This is a genomic window from Streptomyces sp. Y309, from assembly GCF_056712025.1.
In genome coordinates this window covers 7,633,758-7,656,888 of the sequence record NZ_CM160048.1, presented here as the reverse complement: position 1 = coordinate 7,656,888, position 23,131 = coordinate 7,633,758, and the positions used below count along the sequence as shown (strand labels likewise).

Genomic DNA, 23,131 nt, shown 5'->3' with positions numbered 1-23,131 from the left:
CAGGTACGTACGCGAGTCACGGGGCGTTCGGTTCCCGCGGGACACTCGACCGCGTCAGGCCAGCTTGCTCTTCAGCACGTCCACGACCGCCGCCACCGCAACCGCCTCCTGCTCCCCGGACTCCATGTCCTTGAGCTGGACGACGCCCTCGGCGAGGTCGCGTTCGCCGGCGACGACGGTGAAGCGGGCGCCGCTGCGGTTGGCGTTCTTCATCGCGCCCTTGAGGCCCTTCCCGCCGTACGAGAAGTCGGCCGCGATGCCGGCCTTGCGCAGCTCGGTGACCTTGGTGAAGAGGACCCGCCGTGCCTCCTCGCCGAGGGGCACCGCGAACACGCTGGTCGCCGGGGGGAGGTCCAGGGTGACGCCCTCCGCCTCCAGGGCGAGCACCGTGCGGTCCACGCCAAGGGCCCAGCCGACGGACGGCAGCGCGGGGCCGCCGATCATCTCGGAGAGGCCGTCGTAGCGCCCGCCGCCGCCGACCGCGGACTGCGAGCCGAGGCCGTCGTGGACGAACTCGAAGGTGGTGCGGGTGTAGTAGTCGAGGCCGCGGACCAGCTTCGGGTCGTCTTCGTAGCCGACGCCCTCGGCCGTGAGCAGCTCGCGGACCTGCTCGTGGTACGCCTTGCAGGCGTCGCACAGGTAGTCGCGCAGCATGGGTGCGCCCACCAGCTGCTTCTGCACGTCGTCGCGCTTGTCGTCCAGGACGCGGAGCGGGTTGATGTCGATACGTCGACGTGTCTCCTCGTCCAGGTCGAGCCCGCGCAGGAAGTCCTGGAGGGCGGCGCGGTAGACGGGACGGCACTCCTTGTCGCCGAGCGAGTTGAGGAGGATCCGGAACTCGCGCAGGCCGAGCGAGCGGTACGCCTGGTCGGCCAGGATGATCAGCTCGGCGTCGAGGGCCGGGTCCTCGGCGCCGATCGCCTCGGCGCCGACCTGCGAGAAGTGGCGGTAGCGGCCCTTCTGCGGGCGCTCGTAGCGGTAGTACGAGCCCGAGTACCAGAGCTTGACCGGGAGGTTGCCGGCCTTGTGCAGGTTCGCCTCCAGGGCAGCGCGCAGCACGGAGGCGGTGCCTTCGGGGCGCAGCGCGAGCCGGTCGCCGCCGCGCGTGGTGAAGGCGTACATCTCCTTGGTGACGATGTCCGTGGACTCGCCCACGCCGCGCGAGAACAGCTCGACGTTCTCGAAGCCGGGCGTCTCGACGTATCCGTACCCGGAGTTGCGCAGCGGTGCCGCGATGGCCTCGCGCACCGCGAGGTAGGTCGCGGAGTCCGGCGGAAGCAGGTCGTAGGTGCCCTTGGGGGCCTTGAAGGTGCTCACTGGGGGTTCTCTCGTCACATTCCTCGTCGAGGGGCGAACGCGCCGTCCGCTCCCAGGCCGGCGGCCACCTCCCGCAGATACGGGTTGGTGGCGCGCTCCTGGCCGATGGTCGTCTGCTGGTTGTGCCCGGGCAGCACCACGGTCGAGTCGTCGAGAGGCAGGACCACGCGGGCCAGCGAATCGCGCATGTCGTCCATGGAGCCACCGGGGAAGTCGGTGCGTCCGATGGAGCCGGCGAAGAGCAGGTCGCCCGAGAAGAGGATCGGAGGGATGTCCTCCGCCTCGGGCAGTCCGAACGTCACCGACCCCTTGGTATGCCCGGGCGCGTGCGCCACGGTCAGCTCCAGACCGGCCAGCTCCAGCTTCGCGCCGTCGCTGAGTTCCTTCAGGTCGTCCGGCTCACCCACCGTGAGCTCGCCCATGAGCTGGGCGCCGAAGGCGCGCCCGATGGCCTTCTCCGGGTCGCTCATCATGTACCGGTCCTCGGGGTGGATCCACGCGGGCACGTCATGCGCTCCGCAGACCGGGACGACTGAGGCGACGTGGTCGATGTGGCCGTGCGTGAGGACGACGGCGACGGGCTTGAGCCGATGCTTCCTGAGCGCTTCCTCGACTCCCGCGGTGGCCTGATGCCCCGGGTCGATGATCACGCACTCCTCGCCCGCGGCGGGGGCGACCAGGTAGCAGTTGGTGCCCCAGGCCCCGGCGGGAAACCCGGCAATGAGCACGATCGTCCTTCGTTTCGTCGTCCGGCGGAGTCCGGCCGGTGTGCGGCGGAACCGGCCGGAACCGGCAGTGGCGGTGGCAGCGGAGATTGCGGCAGATCAGAGCCTACCGGCGCTGCCGATTCCACAGCCAACCCATATACGGTACGGGGCACACGCGGCCGGTCACGCCGCGCGACGACGACCCAGGCGACGTACGAGGCCCTCGCGCGGCCCGTACCGCCGAAGACGTACAAGGAGTGCACCCGGTGGTCAGCCAGGAACAGCGGCGCAAGCAGCTCGCGCGGGAGAAGTTCTTGCGGCAGCAGCAGCGGCGGGAGGCCGCGCGGCGCCGGCGTCGGATGCGCAACGCGGTGATCGCGGGCGCGCTCGCCGTGGTCGTGGCCGGCGGAGCGGTGTCGTACGCGGCGGGCGCCTTCGACGACGGTGGCTCGACGAAGGACGACGCGGCCCCGGAGCCGACTCCCAGCAAGCCCGAGGATCCCTGCCGGAAGCCCGCGCCCGGCAAGATCAAGCCGCTCAGCTTCAAGAAGGAGCCGGCGCTCACGATCGACAAGTCGGCTTCGTACGCGATGAAGCTGGCCACCACGTGCGGCGACATCGACATCGACCTGGACGCGGCGAAGGCCCCGCACACCGTCAACTCGTTCAATTTCCTGGTGAACAAGGGGTACTTGGACCACACCAAGTGCCACCGGCTCACCGCGGGCAAAGTCAACGTCCTGCAGTGCGGCGACCCGAAGGGCACCGGCGAGGGCGATCCCGGGTACTCCCTTCCGGACGAGAACCTGAAGGACGAGCGGCTGCGGGGCAATGTGTATCCGGCGGGCACGGTCGCCATGGCGAACCGGTACGACCCGCAGAAGAAGAAGGGCCGCGACACCGGCGGCAGCCAGTTCTTCCTCGTGTACCAGGACTCCCAGTTGCCGCTCGACTACACACCGTTCGGCACCATCTCGGCCACAGGGATGACGGTCCTGAAGAAGATCGCCGCGGCCGGTGAAAGCAGCGGCCAGGGCGACGGGGCGCCCCACGCGACGGTGGTCATCGACAAGGCCACCGTCCGTAAATCCTGACCTCCGGCAGGCGAATTTCGCTCGTGCTGGATGCGGACAGCCGCCCCGCCGGTCGCCTATGTTGGCGGTGACGAAACTGTGGACGATGCCGGGGGCCTGTGGCCCTGCGCAGGCATCATGTGGAGGAGGCGCTGTGAGCAGCGACCCGTGGGGCCGCGTCGACGAGACGGGGACCGTGTACGTGCGTACGGCCGACGGCGGCGAGCGAGTGGTCGGATCGTGGCAGGCAGGTTCTCCCGAGGAGGCCCTGGCCTATTTCGAGCGCAAGTACGACGGTCTGGTCGTCGAGATCGGACTTCTCGAGCGCCGGGTGAAGACGACCGATCTGTCGGCCAAGGACGCGACGACCGCCATCGACCACCTGCGCCAGCAGGTCGACGAGGCGCATGCCGTCGGCGACCTGGACGCGCTGAGCAAGCGGCTCGACAAATTGGTCGAGACCGTCGAGGCGCGGCGTGAGGAGCGCAAGGCCCAGAAGGCCAAGCAGTCGGACGAGGCACGCCACGCCAAGGAGGCGCTGGTCGCGGAGGCCGAGGAGCTGGCGCAGAGCGAGCAGTGGCGCGCGGCCGGCGAGCGCCTGCGGGCCCTGGTGGACACGTGGAAGGGGCTGCCCCGCCTCGACCGCAAGTCCGACGACGAGCTGTGGCACCGCTTCTCGCACGCCCGCTCGGCGTTCTCCAAGCGCCGCAAGGCCCACTTCGCGTCGCTCGACGCGCAGCGCGAGGAGGCCCGCAAGGCCAAGGAGAAACTGGTCGCGGAGGCCGAGTCGCTGTCCGGCTCGACGGACTGGGGCCCGACGGCCGCGCGCTACCGCGAGCTGATGGCCGACTGGAAGGCGGCGGGCCGCGCACAGCGTGAGCACGAGGACGACCTGTGGAACCGCTTCCGCGGCGCCCAGGACGTCTTCTTCGCCGCCCGCAGCTCGGTGTTCGCGGAGCGCGACGCGGAGCAGGCGGAGAACCTGAAGCTCAAGGAGGAGCTGGCCGAGGAGGCCGAGAAGCTCGTCCCGGTGACGGATCTGAAGACGGCCCGCGCCGCCTTCAGATCCATCAACGAGCGCTGGGAGGCCATCGGCCACGTCCCGCGCGACGCCCGCCCGAAGGTCGAGGGCCGGATGCACGCGGTGGAGCGGGCGCTGCAGGAGTCCGAGGAGGCCGAGTGGCGCCGGACGAACCCGGAGGCACGGGCCCGGGCCGAGGGCCTCACCGGCCAGCTCCAGGCCGCCGTCGACAAGCTCCAGGGCCAGATCCAGACGGCGCGCGCGGCGGGCAACAACGCCAAGGCGGACAAGCTCCAGAAGGAGCTCGACGGCCGCCAGGCGCTCCTTGACCAGGCGCTGAAGGGCCTGCAGGAGTTCGGCGGTTAGCCAGGTTCACGTGCTGAGGGGCTTGCGTACGGTGCGTACGCAAGCCCCTCAGCATGTGCGGGCCACCCCGACCTGGGCTCTGCGGGCCGCTTAAGGCCGCCGCGCCGACGTCACCCGATACACGTCGTACACACCCTCGACTCCCCTGACCGCCTTGAGCACATGGCCCAGGTGCTTGGGGTCGCCCATCTCGAAGGTGAAGCGGGAGGTGGCGACGCGGTCGCGGGAGGTCTGGACGGCCGCGGACAGGATGTTCACGTGCTGGTCCGAGAGGATGCGGGTGACGTCCGAGAGCAGCCGCGAGCGGTCGAGGGCCTCCACCTGGATGGCGACCAGGAAGACCGACGACTGCGTGGGCGCCCACTCGACCTCGAGGATGCGCTCGGGCTCACGGGACAGCGACTCCACGTTCACGCAGTCGCTGCGGTGAACCGATACGCCGCTGCCGCGCGTGACGAAACCGATGATGGGGTCCCCCGGCACCGGCGTACAGCAGCGCGCGAGCTTGACCCACACGTCCTCGACGCCCTTGACGACCACGCCCGGGTCGGCGCTGGAGCGGCGCTTGGAGCGGCCGCGCGAGGGCGGCGCGCTCTCGGCGATGTCCTCGTTGGCGGCCTCCTCGCCGCCGAGCGCCTGGACGAGCTTCTGCACGACGCTCTGCGCGGTGACGTGGCCCTCGCCGATCGCCGCGTACAGCGACGAGATGTCGGGGTAGCGCATCTCGTGCGCGAGGGTGACCAGCGAGTCGCCGGTGAGGATGCGCTGGATCGGCAGGTTCTGCTTGCGCATGGCGCGCGCGATGGCGTCCTTGCCCTGCTCGATGGCCTCCTCGCGGCGCTCCTTGGAGAACCAGGCGCGGATCTTGTTCCGGGCGCGCGGCGACTTGACGAAGCCGAGCCAGTCGCGGGACGGGCCCGCGCCCGCGGCCTTGGAGGTGAAGACCTCCACCAAGTCGCCGTTGTCCAGGGTCGATTCGAGCGGCACGAGCCGTCCGTTGACCCGGGCGCCTATGGTGCGGTGGCCGACTTCGGTGTGCACCGCGTACGAGAAGTCGACCGGGGTCGCGCCCGCCGGGAGGGCGATGACGTCGCCCTTCGGCGTGAACACGAAGACCTCGTTGCGCGACAGGTCGAAGCGCAGGGACTCCAGGAACTCGCTGGGGTCCTCCGTCTCCTTCTGCCAGTCGAGCAGCTGGCGCAGCCACGCCATGTCGTTGAGGTGGTCGTCCTTGCCGGACTTCTTCGGCACGTCCGTGCGCACCTTCGAGGCGCCGGCGACGGCTTCCTGCTTGTACTTCCAGTGCGCGGCGATGCCGTACTCGGCGCGGCGGTGCATGTCGAACGTGCGGATCTGCAGCTCGACGGGCTTGCCGTTGGGGCCGATGACCGTCGTGTGCAGCGACTGGTACATGTTGAACTTCGGCATCGCGATGTAGTCCTTGAACCGGCCGGGGACCGGGTTCCAGCGCGCGTGCACGGTGCCGAGTGCCGCGTAGCAGTCGCGGACGGTGTCCACGAGGACGCGGATGCCCACCAGGTCGTAGATCTCCGCGAAGTCACGGCCGCGGACGATCATTTTCTGGTAGACGCTGTAGTAGTGCTTCGGCCGGCCGGTGACGGTGGCCTTGATGCGGGCGGCGCGCAGGTCGGCCTGGACCTCGTCGGTCACTATGGCCAGATACTCGTCGCGCTTGGGGGCGCGCTCGGCCACCAGACGCACGATCTCGTCGTACATCTTGGGGTAGAGGATCGCGAAGGCGAGGTCCTCCAGCTCCCACTTGATGGTGTTCATGCCCAGGCGGTGCGCCAGCGGAGCGTAGATCTCCAGGGTCTCGCGGGCCTTCTTCTCCTGCTTCTCCCGCTTGAGATAGCGCATCGTGCGCATGTTGTGCAGGCGGTCGGCGAGCTTGATGACCAGGACGCGCGGGTCCTTGGCCATGGCGACGACCATCTTGCGCACGGTCTCGGCCTGGGCGGCCTCGCCGAACTTGACCTTGTCCAGCTTGGTGACGCCGTCGACGAGCAGGGCGACCTGGTCGCCGAAGTCGCGGCGCAGGGTGTCGAGGCCGTACTCGGTGTCCTCGACGGTGTCGTGCAGGAGGCCCGCCATCAGCGTCGCCGGGTCCATGCCGAGCTCGGCGAGGATCGTGGTGACGGCGAGCGGGTGGGTGATGTACGGATCGCCGCTCTTGCGCTTCTGGCCGCGGTGCCAGCGCTCGGCGACCTGGTAGGCGCGCTCGATCTGGCGCAGCGTCGCGGTCTCGATCTTCGGGTCGTTGCTGCGCACTATCCGCAGCAGCGGCTCCAGGACCGGGTTGTACGGATTCGAGCGCTGGACGCCGAGACGGGCGAGGCGGGCGCGCACGCGGTTGGAGGAGCCGGAGCGCTCCGTCTTGCCGGTGACCGGGGGCTTCACCGGGGCGGGAGGCTTGACCGGGGCAGGGGGCTTGACCGGGGCGGGGGCCTTCACGGGGGCGGGGCGGACCGGTGGGGCGGCGTGGGTGGCCGCCGCGGGGCGCTCCTGCGGGGTGGGGCGGGACTCCGGCGGCGGCTTGGGGCGGGGCTGCTCGGCCGGCTTGCCGTCACGCGCGGTGTCGCCACCGGGCGCGCGCTGCGCGTCCGTGCCACCGGGCGCACTCGTCCCGGAATCCCCGGGCTTCACGGGCGCGACGGCGGGCGCCGCGGCCCGCTCTGCCTGCTGGGCGGACTTGGCGGCGGCAAGTGGCTGGGACTCGTCTGGCAAGAGCGCTCCCTGTGCGCGATCGGGTCCCCCGGTCAGGTCCCGAAGTGCCCATGGTATCGATCCTGGGCCGACGGCTCGTCCTCGGCCGGTGAGACGGCTCTGTACTGGAGAAACACCAGAGGCGGGCGCCGGATTCCGCCGGGCCCGCCTCCTTGTCCTGCCGGGGTGTCCAGAACCGTCTGCCGCGGCCGTCCCACCGCCGCACCGGCTCCAGAAGGTGCTCAGACCTTGAGCAGCGCCTCCAGGGGAGCGCCGTCCAGGGCGGGAACCAGCCGCTCGCGGCCGCCCAGGAAGCCGAGCTCCATCAGCACCGCGACGCCGGCCACCTCGGCCCCGGCCCGGCGGACGAGCCGGAGCGAGGCCTCGGCGGTGCCGCCGGTGGCGAGGACGTCGTCGATGACCATGACGCGGTCGCCCGCGGCCAGGTCCTCGGCGTGCACCTCGATCTCGGCGCTGCCGTACTCCAGGTCGTAACGCTGGCTGAGGGTCGCTCCGGGGAGCTTGCCCGCCTTGCGTACGGGAATGAAGCCGAGCCCGGCGCGCAGCGCCACCGGGGCGCCCAGGATGAAGCCGCGCGCCTCCAGGCCGACCACCTTGGTGGCCCCGCAGCGCACGCTCATGTCGGCGAGCGCGCCGGTCAGGGCCGCGAACGCCGCCGGGTCCGCGAGCAACGGCGTGATGTCCTTGAACAGCACGCCCGGCTCGGGATAGTCCGGCACATCGCGGATGCGGCTGAGCAGCAGCGCGTTGATCTCGGCGGTGTCGGTCATCGGCGCTTCCCCGACGGACGGCCGCGGCCGCGGTTGCGGGCGGGCTGGGACCGCGGTCCCGAGCGCGGGCCGACCACGGCCGGGGCCGCGTCCTGCTCGGCGCCGTCCTGCGAATCGTCGCCGTCGCCCTGCGGCTCCGGGGTCTCGGCGGACTCGCCCTTGGCGGCGGCCGCCCTGCGCTTGGCGAGCACCCGCTTCTTGAGCGCCTTCATCTTCGGCTCGGTCTCCTTGAGATCGGCGACCAGCGGGGTCGCGATGAAGATCGAGGAGTACGCGCCCGCGGCGAGGCCGACGAACAGCGACAGCGAGATGTCGTTCAGCATGCCCGCGCCGAGGAAGCCGCCGCCGATGAACAGCAGACCGGCGACCGGCAGGAGCGCCACGACCGTGGTGTTGATCGACCGCACCAGGGTGCTGTTGATGGAGCGGTTGGCGACCTCGCTGTACGTGAAGCGGGTCTGCTTGACGAGGTCCTTCGACTGTTCCTTGAGGCTGTCGAAGACCACCACGGTGTCGTACAGCGAATAACCGAGGATGGTCAGCAGACCGATCACCGTGCCCGGTGTGACCTCGAAGCCGACGAGGGCGTACACACCCACGGTGATCGTGATGTCGTGGATGAGCGCGACGAGCGCGGCCAGCGCCATCCGCCACTCGAAGGCGATCGCCAGATAGATCACGACCAGGACCATGAAGATCGCCAGGCCCTGCCAGGCCTTGTTGGCGATCTGCTCACCCCAGCTCGGACCCACCAGGTCCGCGTTGATGTCGTCCGCCTTCATGTCGAACTCGTCGGCGAGCTCGGCCTTGATCTGGTCGGACTTACCGGTGTCCACGCCGGCGATCTGGATGCGCAGGGTGTCGTTGCCGAGCTTCTGTACGAGCGCGTCGTGGCCGGAGGCCTTTTCCGCGACCTCTTCCGCCTTGGCGACCGACACGCTGGTCTTCGGCGTGTTGAAGACGGCGCCGCCCTCGAACTCGATGCCCATGTTCAGGCCGCGCACCGCCAGGCCGACGATGGCCGTGATGGTGATCAGGATCGAGATGCCGTACCAGATCTTGCGCTTGCCGACGAAGTCGTAGCCGACCTCGCCGCGGTAGAGCCTGGCGCCGAGATTGCCGAGCTTCGACATCTCACGCCTCCTTCGGGGTCGAGTCGACGGGGGCGGTCGCGCCGGGGCGGCGCGAGCGGCGCAGCGGCGGTTTGGCGCCGAGCCGCTTCGGGTCGAGACCGGACCACTTGCCGCCGCTCGCGAAGAACTTCTTGCGGGCCATGATCGTCATCAGCGGCTTGGTGAAGAAGAACACCACCACGACGTCGAGGAGCGTCGTCAGGCCCAGCGTGAACGCGAAGCCCTGGACCTTGCCGACGGTGACGATGAAGAGCACCGCGGCGGCGAGGAACGACACGAAGTCGGACACCAGGATGGTGCGCCGGGCCCGCGGCCAGGCGCGCTCGACGGCGGGCCGCAGCGTACGGCCCTCGCGGACCTCGTCCCTTATGCGTTCGAAGTAGACGATGAACGAGTCGGCGGTGATACCGATGGCGACGATGGCACCACAGACCGCCGGCAGGTTCAGGGCGAACTTAATCGTCGGGCCGAGCAGCGTCATGATCGTGTACGTCAGCGCCGCGGAGACGCCGAGGGACGCGATGGCGATGAGCGCCAGGCCGCGGTAGTACGCCACCAGGTAGATGATGACCAGCGCGAGGCCGATGGCGCCGGCGATGAGACCGGCGCGCAGCTGCTCGCCGCCCAGGGCCGCGCTGACCGTCGTGACGCTCTGCTCCTTGAAGGTCAGTGGGAGCGCGCCGTACGACAGGATGTTGGCCAGGTCCTTGGCCTCGTCCTGGGTGAAGCTGCCGGAGATCTCGGCCTCGCCGGTGGTCAGCGCCTGCCGGACGTACGGCGCGGAGACGACCTCGCCGTCCATGACGATGCCGAACTCGTTCTGCGGCGGCTGCTGGCTGGCGAGCTTGCCGGTGATGTCCGCGAACTGCTTCGTCCCCTTGCCGGAGAAGCTCATCGTGACCTTCCAGCCGGCGGCACCCTGGGTGTCGTAGACGGCCTTCGCGTCATCGACCTCCTTGCCGTTGACTTCGGAGGGTCCGAGGATGAACTTGTCCCAGCCGTTCTCGTTCTTGCCGCAGGCCACGACCGGGTCGGACGGCTTGACGCCTTCCTTGACCTTCAGGCGGGCCTTCTCGTTGGTGCAGTCGAGCTTGGTGAACTGCTCCTGGAGCTTGGCGGTGGCATCGCCGCCGGGCGGCGTGGGCGACGGGTCCTTCTTGCCGTCGTCCTTCTTGCCGTCCTTGGCCGGGTCGTCCTTGGCGTCGCCGGTGGGCGTCGCGGGCGGGGTGGCGTCGGCCTTCAGGCCGTCGGTGACGGAGCGGCCCTGGGTGGTCGGCGTCGCGCTCGGCGAGGTCGCCCCGTCCGTGGGCTTGTCGCTCTCCTTGGGCTTGTCACCCTGGTCGCCCTTGTCACCGCCCTTGCCGGAGTCCGACGGCTTGGGCGTCGGCTTCGGCTTCTCCCCCGCACCCGTGCTGGGCTGCTGGGCGAGGACGGGCCGGAAGTAGAGCTGAGCGGTCGTGCCGACCTGCTCCCGCGCCTGCTTGGCGTTGGTGCCCTTGGGGATGTTGACGATGATGTTCTTGTTCCCCTGGGTCTGCACCTCGGCTTCGGAGACGCCCAGGCCGTTGACACGGTTGTTGATGATGTCAACAGCCGTGTTCAGGTTGGTCTGGTTGATCGCGTTCTTCTGGCCCGGCTCGTTCTTCGCCTCGAGCGTGATGCTCGTACCGCCGGCGAGGTCGATGCCGAGGCGCGGCGTGGTGTGACCGGAGAGGAACATCCCTCCGGTGAGCGCCACCAGGGCGATCATGATCAGGACCAGGGTGCGGCCCGGTTTCCCCTGGGCGGCCTGCCTGCGGCCCTTCGTGGGTGCTGCCACCTTCTCGTTCTCCCTGTCCAACCGTCCGGCCTGCGGGGTGCCTCGCCGTCACCTGCGCTGAGCGGAGGCCTGCGGTGGAGGAGACCCGGGCGGGCGGCCATGAAGTTGTGTCGAGACGTGGCGCGAAATCACCTGCGGCGGGGGCCGCGCTGCGCGAGCGGGCGCAAGGACCCCCGTCCGTGACTACTTCGCGCCGGACTCGCCGTCGGTCTTCTTCGGCTCTGCGTCGGCTGCCTCGGGGGCCTCGTCGGCCGTGTCCTTCTTGCCGAGGTCGATGCGCGCGTCGTCCGAAGCGTCCGCGGCGGCGTCGGCGGGCTCGCCGGTTCCGGTGAGGGAGGAGGCGTCGTCGGGCACCACCGGGGTGTCGTCGGACTTCAGGTCGTCGTCCTCGGTGGTGCCGTGCACGATGCGGTTGTACTCGTCGTCGTCGAGGACGGCGCCGATGGAGTTCTTCGCGTACACCGCGTGGACGCCGGGGGCCACCTCGAGGAGGACCGCGTCGTCGTGGACCTCCTTGACGGTGGCGTACATGCCTCCGATCGTGCGGATGCCGGTGCCAGGCGTCATGTCGCTGCGCATCTGCGCCGCCGCCTGCTGCTTCTTCTTGGCGGACCGGGTCATCAGGAACATGGCCCCGATGAGCACGATGAAGGGGAGGAGGGTCACGATATTCACGGGACGGAGTTTCCTTCGCACGACCGCGTACGTGTGCGGCCTGATGGATGGGGGTGGGCGGCGCCGCCCACAAGGGCGGCATCGGCGGAGTCTAAGCGAGTCCGCACCTAAGGAACAACGCTCAGCATGGCACCGCAGTTCCTGACGGTGCGACTCTCCGCGCCGGTGCGCGCCGCGTCACGACCCGAACAAGTCCTGTTGTCCAGTTCCCGCTCCCTGCCGGGGCGGGACGAGACCCAGATGGGCCCATGCGGCGGGCGTCCCGACGCGGCCGCGGGGCGTGCGGGCGAGCAGCCCCTCCCGGACGAGGAAGGGCTCGGCCACCTCTTCCACCGTCTCACGCTCCTCCCCCACCGCGACGGCGAGGGTGGACAGGCCGACGGGGCCGCCGCCGAAGAGCTTCAGGAGGGCTTCGAGGACGGCGCGGTCCAGGCGGTCGAGGCCGCGGGCATCGACTTCGTAGACACTCAGGGCCGCGCCCGCGATCTCGCGGTTGATCACGCCGTCGGCCTTGACCTGCGCATAGTCGCGTACGCGGCGGAGCAGACGGTTGGCGATGCGGGGGGTGCCGCGGGATCGTCCTGCGATCTCGGCGGCGCCGTCGGTGTCGATTTCTACGTCGAGCAGGTGCGCGGAGCGGTGGATCACCCGTTCCAGTTCGGCGGGCTCGTAGAACTCCATGTGCGCGGTGAAGCCGAAGCGGTCGCGCAGCGGCGGCGGCAGCAGGCCCGCGCGCGTGGTGGCGCCGACGAGCGTGAAGGGCGGCAGCTCCAGCGGGATGGCGGTGGCCCCGGGGCCCTTGCCGACGATCACGTCGACGCGGAAGTCCTCCATGGCCATGTACAGCATTTCCTCGGCGGGCCGTGACATGCGGTGGATCTCGTCGAGGAAGAGGACCTCGCCCTCCTGGAGGGAGGACAGGATCGCGGCGAGGTCGCCGGCGTGCTGGATGGCCGGGCCGCTGGTGATGCGGATCGGGGCGCCCATCTCGGCGGCGATGATCATCGAGAGGGTGGTCTTGCCGAGGCCGGGGGCGCCGGAGAGCAGCACGTGGTCGGCGGTGGCGCCGCGCGCGCGGGCGGCGCGCAGGACGAGGTCGAGCTGCTCCCTGACCTTCTCCTGGCCGATGAACTCGCCCAGGTCCTTGGGGCGCAGGGCGGCCTCGACCGCCTGGTCCTCGCCGTCGGCGGACGCTCCGACGAGGCGCTCGGCCGCACCGGCTGCGGCCGTGGTCTCGTCGGTCGTGTCGTCCCAGTTCATGCGGTGTGCCTCGCGGTGGTCTGCCCGTTGCCGGGCTCGGTGTACGGGCTGCGGTGTACGGGCTGCGGCTAGCGGGTGCGGTTCAGGGTCTGGAGCGCGGCCTTGAGGAGCTGTCCCACCTGGGGGGTGCCCTCGACGGCCTCGGCCTGCGGGGTGACAGCGGTGACGGCCTCGTCCGCCTCGCGCGTCGCGTACCCCAGGCCGATCAGTGCGGCGTGCAGCTGGTCGCGCCAGCCGGACGTGACGGCCGTGCCGATGGCGGGGCCGCCGGTGCCGAGCGGTTCGCCGAGGCGGTCCTTCAGCTCCAGGAGCAGCTTCTGGGCGCCCTTCTTGCCGATGCCGGGCACGGCGGTGAGGGCCTTCTCATCGGCCGTGGCGACCGCGCGGCGCAGCGCGTCCGGGCTGTGCACGGCGAGCATCGCCTGGGCGAGGCGCGGGCCGACGCCGCTCGCGGTCTGGAGCAGCTCGAAGGTCTGCCGCTCGTCGTCGTCCGCGAAGCCGTAAAGGGTGAGGGAGTCCTCGCGGACGACCAGGGACGTGGCGAGCTTGGTCTGGTGACCGATGCGGAGTCCGGAGAGTGTGTTCGGCGTGCAGTGGACGGCCATGCCGATGCCGCCCACCTCGACCACGGCGGTGTCCGGGGCGAGGGCGGCGACCGGGCCGCTGACGAAGGCGATCATGCGGGTCGGCCTTTCGATGCTTGCTGGGCTTGCTGGGCTTGCTGGGCTTGCTGGGCTTGCCGGACTTTCCGGATGTGCTGCGTCTGCTGGGCCTGTTGTGCGTGCTGTGCGTGCTGGGCCGCCGCCTGCTGGAGGCGGTTCTGGGCCACGGCCTGCTGGAGGCGGTTCTGCGCGGGGGCGCGCCAGATGTGGCAGATGGCGAGGGCCAGGGCGTCGGCGGCGTCGGCGGGCTTGGGCGGCGCGTCCAGCCGGAGCAGTCGGGTCACCATCGCGCCGACCTGGGCCTTGTCCGCGCGGCCGCTGCCGGTGACGGCGGCCTTGACCTCGCTGGGGGTGTGCAGGGCGACGGGGATGCCGCGGCGCGACGCGCACAGCATGGCGACGGCGCTGGCCTGGGCGGTGCCCATGACCGTGCGGACATTGTGCTGGCTGAACACCCGCTCCACGGCGACGAATTCGGGGCGGTGGTCGTCCAGCCAGCGCTCGATGCCCTGCTCGATGGCCACTAGGCGGTGGCCCAACTCCACGTCCGCGGGCGTGCGTACGACACCGACGCCACGCATGGTGAGCGGTCGTCCGGCAACGCCTTCAACGACCCCGACACCGCACCGGGTAAGCCCCGGATCGACCCCCATCACGCGCACCTGGCCCCTCCAATCGCCTGTCTGTGCAGGCTATCGGGTCCCTCTGACAACGCGACGGGCCGACGAGGGTGTGTCCCGTCGGCCCGTTCGCGCCCCAAAGGGGCGCGGGTCTGCATCGAGTTGCGGCTGCGCCGCGGCGCGCGAGCAACCACGGACGGCCGACAGCCGCCGGATCGCGGAAACCCAGCGGAGCGCTTACGCGTCGACCTTCGCCATGACGTCGTCCGACACGTCGAAGTTGGCGAAGACGTTCTGCACGTCGTCGCTGTCCTCGAGGGCGTCGATGAGCTTGAAGATCTTGCGCGCGGCGTCCTCGTCCAGCTCGACCTGCATGGTCGGGACGAAGTTGGCCTCGGCCGAGTCGTAGTCGATGCCGGCCTCCTGGAGCGCGGTGCGCACCGCGACCAGGTCGGTGGCTTCGCTGATGACCTCGAAGTTCTCACCGAGGTCGTTGACTTCCTCCGCACCGGCGTCCAGCACCGCGCCGAGCACGTCGTCCTCGGTCAGCTCGCCCTTGGGGACGATCACGACGCCCTTGCGGTTGAAGAGGTACGACACCGAGCCCGGGTCGGCCATGGAGCCGCCGTTGCGGGTCATCGCGACGCGCACGTCGGAGGCGGCGCGGTTGCGGTTGTCGGTGAGGCACTCGATGAGCACCGCGACGCCGTTCGGGCCGTAACCTTCGTACATGATCGTCTCGTAGTCGGCGCCACCGGCTTCGAGACCGGCGCCGCGCTTGACCGCGGAGTCGATGTTCTTGTTCGGTACCGAGCTCTTCTTCGCCTTCTGAATGGCGTCGAAGAGCGTCGGGTTGCCGTCCACGTCGGCGCCGCCCGTACGCGCCGCGACCTCGATGTTCTTGATCAGCTTCGCGAAGAGCTTGCCGCGCTTGGCATCGATCACGGCCTTCTTGTGCTTCGTCGTAGCCCATTTAGAGTGGCCGGACATCTGCCTGTCTCCTTCGCGTAACCAACCTCAGTACGAACGCCAGAGATCCTACAAGGACCTCGGCGCCTGCTTCGCCCGCACCATCTCCACGAAGAGGGCGTGCATCCTGTGGTCGCCCGTCAGCTCGGGGTGGAAGGACGTGGCGAGCGCGTCGCCCTGGCGTACGGCGACGATGTGTCCCTCGTGCTCGGCGAGCACGTCGACCTCGGCACCGACCGACTCCACCCAGGGGGCGCGGATGAAGACGCCCTCTACAGGGTCGCCCTCGACGCCTTTGACGTCCACTGCCGCTTCGAAGGACTCGTTCTGCCGCCCGAAGGCGTTGCGGCGCACGATCATGTCGATGCCGCCGACCGTCTCCTGCCCCGAGCGCGGGTCGAGGATCTTGTCGGCGAGCATGATCATGCCCGCGCAGGTGCCGTAGACCGGCATGCCTTCGCGCACGCGCGCGCGTAGCGGCTCCAACAGGCCGAACAGCGCTGCCAGCTTGGAGATGGTGGTCGATTCGCCGCCGGGGATGACCAGGCCGTCGACCTCGGCGAGCTCTTCGGGGCGCCGCACCGGCCTGGCCACGGCGTCGGCCGCGGCCAGGGCGATGAGGTGCTCCCGCACGTCGCCCTGGAGAGCCAGGACGCCGACTACGGGGGTGTCGTTCATGGGTTACCAGCCACGGTTCGCGTAGCGCTCGGCCTCGGGCAGGGTGTCGCAGTTGATGCCGACCATGGCCTCGCCGAGGTTGCGGGACGCGTCCGCGATGATCTTGGGGTCGTCGAAGAAGGTGGTGGCCTTCACGATGGCGGCGGCGCGCTTGGCCGGGTCGCCGGACTTGAAGATGCCGGAGCCGACGAAGACGCCCTCGGCGCCGAGCTGACGCATCAGGGCGGCGTCGGCGGGGGTGGCGACGCCACCGGCGGAGAAGAGCACCACCGGCAGCTTGCCGAGCTCGGAGACCTCCTTGACGAGCTCGTACGGGGCGCGCAGCTCCTTGGCCGCGGCGTACAGCTCGTTGTTGTCGAAGCCGCGCAGCTTGGCGATCTCGTTCTTGATCTGGCGCAGGTGGCGGACGGCCTCGACGACGTTGCCGGTGCCGGCCTCGCCCTTGGAGCGGATCATGGCCGCGCCCTCGGCGATGCGGCGCAGGGCCTCGCCGAGGTTGGTGGCGCCGCAGACGAAGGGGGTGGTGAAGGCGAACTTGTCCGAGTGGTTGACCTCGTCGGCCGGGGTGAGGACCTCGGACTCGTCGATGTAGTCGACGCCGAGCGACTGGAGGACCTGGGCCTCCACGAAGTGGCCGATGCGGGACTTGGCCATCACGGGGATGGACACCGCCTCGATGATGCCCTCGATCATGTCCGGGTCCGACATCCGGGCCACGCCGCCGTCCTTGCGGATGTCCGCGGGGACGCGCTCCAGGGCCATGACGGCGACGGCGCCCGCGTCCTCGGCGATCTTCGCCTGCTCCGGCGTCACGACGTCCATGATCACGCCGCCCTTGAGCTGCTCGGCCATGCCGCGCTTCACGCGGGCGGTGCCGGTCGCGGTGCTGTCGGCGGGCTGGGGGCTGCTGGAGAGCGTGCTGGACACGGGGTGACCTCACTCGGTACGAAGGCGGTGGCGGTCGGCGGGCACGGCACGTGGGCGCGGGCCGCCGAGCGGGGACGGCGGGCGGAAATCGGCTTCCGCCCGGCTTCCGTCGCGTCTCCGCTGGTACCGAGGAAACGTCCTGGGACCAGTCCACAGCAAGGGCCAATGGTGAGGCTGTGGATCGTTTTCGCCGCGATGAGGGTGCCACGAGGGGGGCGGTGACGGCCCCTGCGGGGCGCTGAGGGAGCCTACGTCCCCGGCCGGTCCGCCAGCGCCGCCGGCGCCACGTCGTCCATCTCGAAGGCCATGGGGAACGGTGCGTGCCCGGCCAGCCGGAACCAGCGGACCTTGCGGTGGCGGCGCAGGGCGCGAGCGGCGCGCACGGCGTCGTTGTGGAAGCGGCGGGCCATGGGGACCCGGCGGACCGCCTGGGCCAGTTCGTCCGCGGCGCCCTCGCCACCGGGGGCCGCACGGACCGCCTCGACCTGTCCCGTCTCTTCAAAGACCGCGCGCAGCGCCTGGCTCAGCTCGCTCTCGGCGACCTCGCGGTGCTCCTCCTCCGCCTGCCGGGCCGCGTGCGCCGCCTCGTACAGGACGATGGAGGCCGCCGGGTCGAGCACTCCGGAGGTGGCCAGTTCCTGGGCGACCGACGCGCGGCGCAGCAGCTGCGCGTCGAGCGCGGCACGGGCCGCGTCGATCCGCGCGTGCAGCCGGTCGAGGCGTCCCGCGGTCCAGCTCAGGTAGAGGCCGATCGCGAGGAGGGCTACGGCGATCCAGATCAACGTGGAGGTCACCCGCGCAAAGGTACCCGGAGTGGGCTCCTTGAACGGGGGGTGGTTCGGGGGCCGCCCCTTGGCCTCGGGGCTGCGCCCCCCGGGGTGGCCGTTTTATCGGCCTTCGGCCTCGTCCTCAAGCGCCGGACGGGCTGTTATCCCCCCGTCGGCCGTCAGTTGATCGGCCTTCGGCCTCGTCCTCAAACGCCGGACGGGCTACCACCTGCTCGTCCTCAGGTGCCGGGCGGGCTGTCTGATGCTCCCGTCGGGCTTTCGGCGCCCCCGGGCAGGCCGCCGCTTGCGGTTACAGCTTGTCCTTTGCCAGGCCGAATCTTGCTCGCAGGCCCGTGCGTTCGTCCGTTGCCACTGCGGCCGCGCCCACCGCGACCGTCTCGTACACGGACAGGATGTCCGCGCCGACCGTCGACCAGTCGAAGCGGCGTACGTGCTTGCTGCCCCGGTCGCGCAGTTCCTCGCGGCGTACGGGGTCGCGCAGCAGCCGGATCGCCGCGTCGGCCAGCGAGTGCGCGTCCTCGTTGGCGAACAGGTCGCCCGCCGCGCCCTGGTCGAGGACCTGGGCGAAGGCGTCGAGGTCGCTGGCGAGGACGGGGGCGCCGGCCGACATCGCCTCGACCAGGATGATCCCGAAGCTCTCGCCGCCGGTGTTCGGGGCGACGTACAAGTCGACGCTGCGCAGCAGCCGCGCCTTGTCCTCGTCGCTGATCATACCGAGGAACTCCACGCGGGAGCGCAGTTCGGCGGGCAGGGAGGCGACGGCCTCCTCCTCGTCGCCGCGCCCGGCCACGAGGAGGCGGGCCTCGGGCCGTGCCTCGAAGATCTGCGGGAGCGCCTTCATCAGCACCGGCAGGCCCTTGCGGGGCTCGTCGATGCGCCCGATGAAGCCGATCGTCTCCCCTTGCCACTCCGGCTTGGGCTCGGCCCGGGCGAAGAAGTCGACGTCGACGCCGTTCGGGATGACGACCGCGTCGCCGCCGAGGTGCTCCACCAGCGTGCGGCGCGCGTACTCGCTGACCGCGATGCGCGCGCTGATCTTCTCCAGGGCGGGCTGCAGGATCGGATACGCCGCGATCATGGCGCGCGAGCGCGGGTTGGAGGTGTGGAAGGTGGCGACGATCGGCCCCTGCGCGGCCCAGCACGTGAGCAGGCCGAGCGACGGCGACGTCGGTTCGTGGATGTGGATCACGTCGAACGTGCCGTCGTGCAGCCAGCGCCGCACCCGCGCGGCCGACAGGAAGCCGAAGTTGAGCCGTGCCACCGAGCCGTTGTACGGGACGGGAACGGCCCGGCCCGCCGATACCACGTACGGCGGAAGCGGGGTCTCGTCGTCCGCGGGGGCGAGGACGGAGACCTCGTGTCCCAGGCGGATGAGGTGCTCCGCCAGATCGCGGATGTGGAACTGGACGCCGCCCGGCACGTCCCACGAGTAGGGGCAGACGATGCCTACCTTCACGGTGTCCCCTCATCGGCCCGGCCGCCCGGCGCCTTCGCCGGATCCAGGTCCGCGAGCCACAGCCGCTGCAGCATGTGCCAGTCCTGCGGATGCTCGGCGATCCCCGTGGCGAAAGCGTCTGCGAGGGCCTGTGTCATGGCGGCCGTCTTCTCCGTCCGCGTCCCCGTCTCGGGCACGTCGACCGGCGGGTGGACCCGGCCCCGCATGACGGGCGAGTCGTCGTACCAGAGCGTCACCGGGAGCAGCAGCGCGCCGGTCTGCTGGGCGAGGGCGGCGGGCCCGGCGGGCATCCGCGCGGTCTCGCCGAAGAACTTGACCTCGACGCCGGACGCCGACAGGTCCCGGTCCGCGACCAGGCAGACGAGGCCGCCCGCGCGCAGCCGGCGTGCCAGCGTGCCGAAGGCGGAGCCGCCGGTGTGCGGCAGGACCTCCATGCCGAGGCCGCTGCGGTAGGCCACGAAGCGGTCGTACAGGGACTCGGGCTTCTGCCGCTCCTGCACGGTCGTGAAAGGCGTGTCGAGCTTCGTGGTCACCCACGCGCCCGCCAGGTCCCAGTTGCCGAGGTGCGGCAGCGCGAGGATGACGCCCTTGCCCGCCTCCAGGCCTTCGGTCAGGTGGTGCAGGTCCTGGGGGGTGAAGCCGTTGCGGATGCGGTCCTTGCTCCAGGCCGGCAGCCGGAAGGACTCCATCCAGTACCGCATGTACGACCGCATGCCCGCCTTGGACAGCTCGGCGAGGCGTGCCGGGCTTGCGTCGGGCACCACGCGCGCGTAGTTCGCCTCCAGGCGGAGCACGCCCTTGCCGCGCCGCTTCCACGCGAGGTCGGCGATGGTGCGGCCGAGGCTCGCGGCGGTGGACTCGGGAAGCTTCTTGACCGTGCTCCAGCCGAGGCCGTACAGCGCGTCCGTCAGCTTCTCCGTGGCCGGGCTCATGAGGCCGTCTCGCTCTCCTGGGGTGCCTCCCGCGCGGCCTCCTGGTCCGCTTCCTCGGACTCGCGGCGTACGGTCACCACGCGCTGCACGAGCGTGACGAGGCTGCCGACCGCGACGATCCACAGGGCGACGGGCAGCAGCACGTCGATGCCGGGGACACCGAACTTGTGCAGCCCGGCGAAGCCCGCGGCGACCAGCGAGATCACCAGACGCTCGGCCCGCTCCACCAGGCCGTTGACGGCCACGGGCAGGCCGATCGCCTCACCGCGCGCCTTCGTGTACGACACCACCTGGCCGCTGGCCAGGCAGAAGATGGACACCGCGCACAAGATGTTGTTGTCGCCGGCACCGGCGTACCAGAGGGCGAAGCCGCCGAAGATCGCGCCGTCCGCGACCCGGTCGAGCGTCGAGTCGAGGAACGCGCCCCACCTGCTGGAGCGGCCGAGCTGGCGCGCCATGTTGCCGTCGACCAGGTCCGAGAAGACGAACAGCGTGATGACGACCGTGCCCCAGAAGAACTCCCCGCGGGGGTAGAAGACCAGCGCTCCCGCGACGACACCGGCCGTGCCGATGAACGTGACCGTGTCGGGGCTGACCCCGCGGCGGATGAGAAACGCGGCGAACGGTGTGAGGACACGCGTGAAGAATGCACGCGCGTACTTGTTCAGCATGGCCTTCCCGAGGGTCGGTGCGCATGGCGGCCCCGTTGGCCACCGGCTGGCCCATCGTAGTCACGCCCGCGACACACCGGCTCGCCCCCTCACGATCGCGTACGACGTATGGACGCACCGTGACACGAGTGGAAAGCTCGGAAGCACCGCGGGCGTCGCCGGAGCCGCCCCCGCACGCGGGTCCCGTGCGTCCGCGCACAGCCAGCATCCCTGAGGGGGCTGCGCCTCCTCAGCCATGCGCGTAACCGGGAGGCAAGGCATGGGCGACAAGGCGAATGCACACCCCGGAGCCGCCGGCAGGGCAGCGACGGCCGACCATCCCGCGTCCGTACGGAATGTGGTGCTGGTCGGCCACAGCGGATCGGGCAAGACGACTCTGGTGGAGGCCCTCGCGCTGACCGCGGGGGCGGTGAACCGGGCGGGCCGGGTCGAGGACGGCACCTCGGTGTCGGACTACGACGACATCGAGCACCGTCAGCAACGTTCCGTACAACTGTCACTGGTTCCCGTCGAATGGGGCGGATACAAGATCAATATCCTGGACACCCCGGGATACGCCGACTTCGTCGGGGAGCTGAGGGCCGGTCTGCGCGCCGCGGACGCGGCCCTTTTCGTCGTCTCGGCGGCCGAGGGCGCCGAGGGCATCACGGGCGCGACCCGCATGGTGTGGGAGGAGTGCGCGGCGGTCGGCATGCCGCGGGCGATCGTGGTCACGCACCTGGAGGCGGCGCGCGCCGACTTCACGGAGATGACCCGCTGCTGCGCCGAGGCCTTCGGTGCCGACGACCCCGACGCCGTACTGCCGCTGTACCTGCCCCTGCACGGCGAGCCGGGACCCGACGGGCACGCGCCGGTGACCGGCCTGGTCGGACTGCTCTCCCAGCGGGTTTTCGACTACGCGTCGGGCGAACGCAAGGAGTCCGAACCGGGCGAGGACCAGCTGCCCGTCATCCAGGAGGCGCGCAACAAGCTGATCGAGGGGATCATCTCCGAGAGCGAGGACGAGTCCTTGATGGACCGCTATCTCGGCGGCGAGGACATCGACTACAAGACACTCGTCGAGGACCTGGAACGGGCCGTCGCGCGCGGCATCTTCCACCCGGTGCTCGCCGCCGCGCCCGCCGCTGAGGGCGCCCGCCAGGGCATCGGCACCGTGGAACTCCTCGAGCTGATCACGGGCGGCTTCCCGACCCCGCTGGAGCACCCCGCTCCGGCCGTCACCACCCCGGCGGGCAAGCCCCGCCCCGCCCTGACCTGCGACCCCGAAGGCCCCCTCGCCGCCGAGGTGGTGAAGACCGCGTCGGACCCGTACGTCGGCCGGATCTCGCTGGTCCGCGTCTTCTCCGGCACGCTGCGCCCCGACGAGACGGTGCATGTGTCCGGGCACGGCCTGGCCGACCGCGGGCACGAGGACCACGACGTCGACGAGCGCGTGGGCGCCCTCTCCTCGCCGTTCGGCAAGCAGCAGCGCACGCTCTCCCGGGCCATCGCGGGCGACCTGGCCTGCGTCGCCAAGCTCAGCCGCGCCGAGACCGGCGACACCCTGTCGGCCAAGGACGACCCGCTCCTGATGGAGCCCTGGGACATGCCCGACCCGCTGCTCCCGCTCGCCATCCAGGCGCACAGCAAGGCGGACGAGGACAAGCTCTCGCAGGGCCTGTCCCGGCTCGTCGCCGAGGACCCGACGATGCGGCTCGAACAGAACCAGGACACCCACCAGGTGGTCCTGTGGTGCCTGGGCGAGGCGCACGCGGACGTCGCCCTGGAGCGACTGCGCAACCGCTACGGCGTGCAGGTCGACCTCGTGCCGCACAAGGTCTCCCTACGGGAGACGTTCGCGAACAAGTCGGCCGGGCGCGGCCGCCATGTGAAGCAGTCCGGCGGCCACGGCCAGTTCGCGATCTGCGAGATCGAGGTGGAGCCGCTGCCGGGCGGCAGCGGCATCGAGTTCGTCGACAAGGTCGTGGGCGGCGCGGTGCCGCGGCAGTTCATCCCGTCCGTCGAGAAGGGCATCCGCGCGCAGGCGGCCAAGGGCATCGCGGCCGGCTACCCGCTCATCGACGTACGCGTCACTCTGCTCGACGGCAAGGCGCACTCCGTGGACTCCTCCGACGCCGCGTTCCAGACGGCCGGGGCGCTCGCGCTGCGCGAGGCGTCGGCCGCTGCCACCATCCACCTGCTCGAACCGGTCGCCGAGGTGCAGGTCCTGGTCGGCGACGAGCACGTGGGCTCGGTCATGAGCGACCTGTCCGGACGGCGCGGCCGCGTCGTCGGCACCGAACAGGCCCCGGGCGGGCGCACGTTGGTGCGGGCCGAGGTGCCCGAGATCGAGATCGGCCGGTACGCGGTGGACCTGCGGTCCCTGTCGCAGGGCACCGCGCGGTTCAGCCGGAGCTACGCCCGGCACGAGCCCATGCCCGCGCAGCTCTCCCAGAAGATCCGCGAACAGGCGCAGGACACCGCCTAGTTGACGTGTCCGGCCGGGTGCCGCCCGCTCAGGAACCGCTCGTGCGGGCGGCATTCGGCCGCCCCCTGCCGGATG

19 protein-coding genes and 1 pseudogene are annotated in these 23,131 nt (G+C 70.7%); 3 read left to right on the top strand and 17 right to left on the bottom strand.

The window, feature by feature from the left end; all coding sequences use genetic code 11:
• Nucleotides 1-54: 54 nt before the first annotated feature.
• Together hisS and AC0KTA_RS31900 are read right to left on the bottom strand one after the other, a co-directional pair.
• A complete protein-coding gene (hisS, locus tag AC0KTA_RS31905; protein ID WP_481051665.1) occupies nt 55-1,317 on the bottom strand; it encodes a histidine--tRNA ligase in 1,263 nt (420 codons plus the stop codon).
• A gap of 14 nt (nt 1,318-1,331) precedes the next feature.
• Nucleotides 1,332-2,045 (bottom strand): MBL fold metallo-hydrolase, encoded by a 714-nt coding sequence (locus AC0KTA_RS31900; protein WP_481051664.1) that lies wholly within the window; start codon nt 2,043-2,045, stop codon nt 1,332-1,334.
• A gap of 245 nt (nt 2,046-2,290) precedes the next feature.
• Between AC0KTA_RS31900 and AC0KTA_RS31895 the strand changes: the two genes are divergently transcribed.
• Together AC0KTA_RS31895 and AC0KTA_RS31890 are read left to right on the top strand one after the other, a co-directional pair.
• Nucleotides 2,291-3,118: a peptidylprolyl isomerase gene (locus AC0KTA_RS31895; RefSeq protein ID WP_481051663.1), complete on the top strand. Its 828-nt coding sequence runs from the start codon at nt 2,291-2,293 to the stop codon at nt 3,116-3,118.
• A 133-nt stretch (nt 3,119-3,251) separates the two neighbouring features.
• Entirely contained in the window at nt 3,252-4,484 is a 1,233-nt protein-coding gene (locus AC0KTA_RS31890) for a DUF349 domain-containing protein (protein WP_481051662.1), read from the top strand.
• A 90-nt stretch (nt 4,485-4,574) separates the two neighbouring features.
• Here the strand turns inward: AC0KTA_RS31890 and AC0KTA_RS31885 are convergent, their stop codons facing one another.
• The 15 genes and pseudogenes from AC0KTA_RS31885 to pgsA form a co-directional block, all read right to left on the bottom strand.
• On the bottom strand, nt 4,575-7,229 hold the full coding sequence (locus tag AC0KTA_RS31885) for a RelA/SpoT family protein (protein WP_481051661.1): 2,655 nt from the start codon (nt 7,227-7,229) through the stop codon (nt 4,575-4,577).
• A 221-nt stretch (nt 7,230-7,450) separates the two neighbouring features.
• Complete coding sequence (locus tag AC0KTA_RS31880; protein ID WP_481051660.1) at nt 7,451-7,999, bottom strand: adenine phosphoribosyltransferase; 549 nt, start codon at nt 7,997-7,999, stop codon at nt 7,451-7,453.
• Complete coding sequence (gene secF / locus AC0KTA_RS31875; RefSeq protein WP_481051659.1) at nt 7,996-9,132, bottom strand: protein translocase subunit SecF; 1,137 nt, start codon at nt 9,130-9,132, stop codon at nt 7,996-7,998. Before secF ends, AC0KTA_RS31880 begins: the two co-directional genes overlap by 4 nt.
• A gap of 1 nt (nt 9,133) precedes the next feature.
• A complete protein-coding gene (secD, locus tag AC0KTA_RS31870; protein WP_481051658.1) occupies nt 9,134-10,951 on the bottom strand; it encodes a protein translocase subunit SecD in 1,818 nt (605 codons plus the stop codon).
• A 183-nt stretch (nt 10,952-11,134) separates the two neighbouring features.
• Entirely contained in the window at nt 11,135-11,626 is a 492-nt protein-coding gene (gene yajC, locus AC0KTA_RS31865) for a preprotein translocase subunit YajC (protein ID WP_481051657.1), read from the bottom strand.
• Nucleotides 11,627-11,803: 177 nt separating this feature from the next.
• Complete coding sequence (gene ruvB, locus AC0KTA_RS31860; RefSeq protein ID WP_481051656.1) at nt 11,804-12,886, bottom strand: Holliday junction branch migration DNA helicase RuvB; 1,083 nt, start codon at nt 12,884-12,886, stop codon at nt 11,804-11,806.
• A gap of 68 nt (nt 12,887-12,954) precedes the next feature.
• Nucleotides 12,955-13,566, bottom strand: a complete 612-nt coding sequence (ruvA, locus tag AC0KTA_RS31855) for a Holliday junction branch migration protein RuvA (RefSeq protein WP_481051655.1) — start codon at nt 13,564-13,566, stop codon at nt 12,955-12,957.
• The gene (gene ruvC / locus AC0KTA_RS31850; RefSeq protein ID WP_481051654.1) at nt 13,563-14,210 is read right to left on the bottom strand and encodes a crossover junction endodeoxyribonuclease RuvC; all 648 of its coding nucleotides are present in this window, start codon (nt 14,208-14,210) and stop codon (nt 13,563-13,565) included. The genes ruvA and ruvC overlap by 4 nt, the downstream gene beginning before the upstream one ends.
• A gap of 195 nt (nt 14,211-14,405) precedes the next feature.
• Nucleotides 14,406-15,158, bottom strand: a complete 753-nt coding sequence (locus AC0KTA_RS31845; RefSeq protein ID WP_481051653.1) for a YebC/PmpR family DNA-binding transcriptional regulator — start codon at nt 15,156-15,158, stop codon at nt 14,406-14,408.
• Nucleotides 15,159-15,206: 48 nt separating this feature from the next.
• Entirely contained in the window at nt 15,207-15,815 is a 609-nt protein-coding gene (pdxT, locus tag AC0KTA_RS31840; protein ID WP_481051652.1) for a pyridoxal 5'-phosphate synthase glutaminase subunit PdxT, read from the bottom strand.
• Nucleotides 15,816-15,818: 3 nt separating this feature from the next.
• The gene (gene pdxS / locus AC0KTA_RS31835; protein WP_481051651.1) at nt 15,819-16,742 is read right to left on the bottom strand and encodes a pyridoxal 5'-phosphate synthase lyase subunit PdxS; all 924 of its coding nucleotides are present in this window, start codon (nt 16,740-16,742) and stop codon (nt 15,819-15,821) included.
• A gap of 248 nt (nt 16,743-16,990) precedes the next feature.
• Complete coding sequence (locus AC0KTA_RS31830) at nt 16,991-17,536, bottom strand: LemA family protein (protein WP_481051650.1); 546 nt, start codon at nt 17,534-17,536, stop codon at nt 16,991-16,993.
• 283 nt (nt 17,537-17,819) lie between these two features.
• Complete coding sequence (locus AC0KTA_RS31825; RefSeq protein WP_481051649.1) at nt 17,820-18,986, bottom strand: glycosyltransferase family 4 protein; 1,167 nt, start codon at nt 18,984-18,986, stop codon at nt 17,820-17,822.
• Nucleotides 18,983-19,918, bottom strand: coding sequence for a phosphatidylinositol mannoside acyltransferase (locus AC0KTA_RS31820; RefSeq protein WP_481051648.1), 936 nt, complete (start codon nt 19,916-19,918; stop codon nt 18,983-18,985). The genes AC0KTA_RS31825 and AC0KTA_RS31820 overlap by 4 nt, the downstream gene beginning before the upstream one ends.
• Nucleotides 19,915-20,644, bottom strand: a pseudogene (gene pgsA, locus AC0KTA_RS31815) (phosphatidylinositol phosphate synthase). The gene AC0KTA_RS31820 and the pseudogene pgsA overlap by 4 nt, the downstream one beginning before the upstream one ends.
• A 204-nt stretch (nt 20,645-20,848) precedes the next feature.
• Here pgsA and AC0KTA_RS31810 point away from each other — a divergent pair.
• Nucleotides 20,849-23,056 carry an elongation factor G-like protein EF-G2 gene (locus tag AC0KTA_RS31810; protein ID WP_481051647.1) on the top strand — a complete coding sequence of 736 codons (2,208 nt, stop codon included), beginning with the start codon at nt 20,849-20,851 and terminating at the stop codon, nt 23,054-23,056.
• The last annotated feature ends 75 nt before the right edge of the window (nt 23,057-23,131 follow it).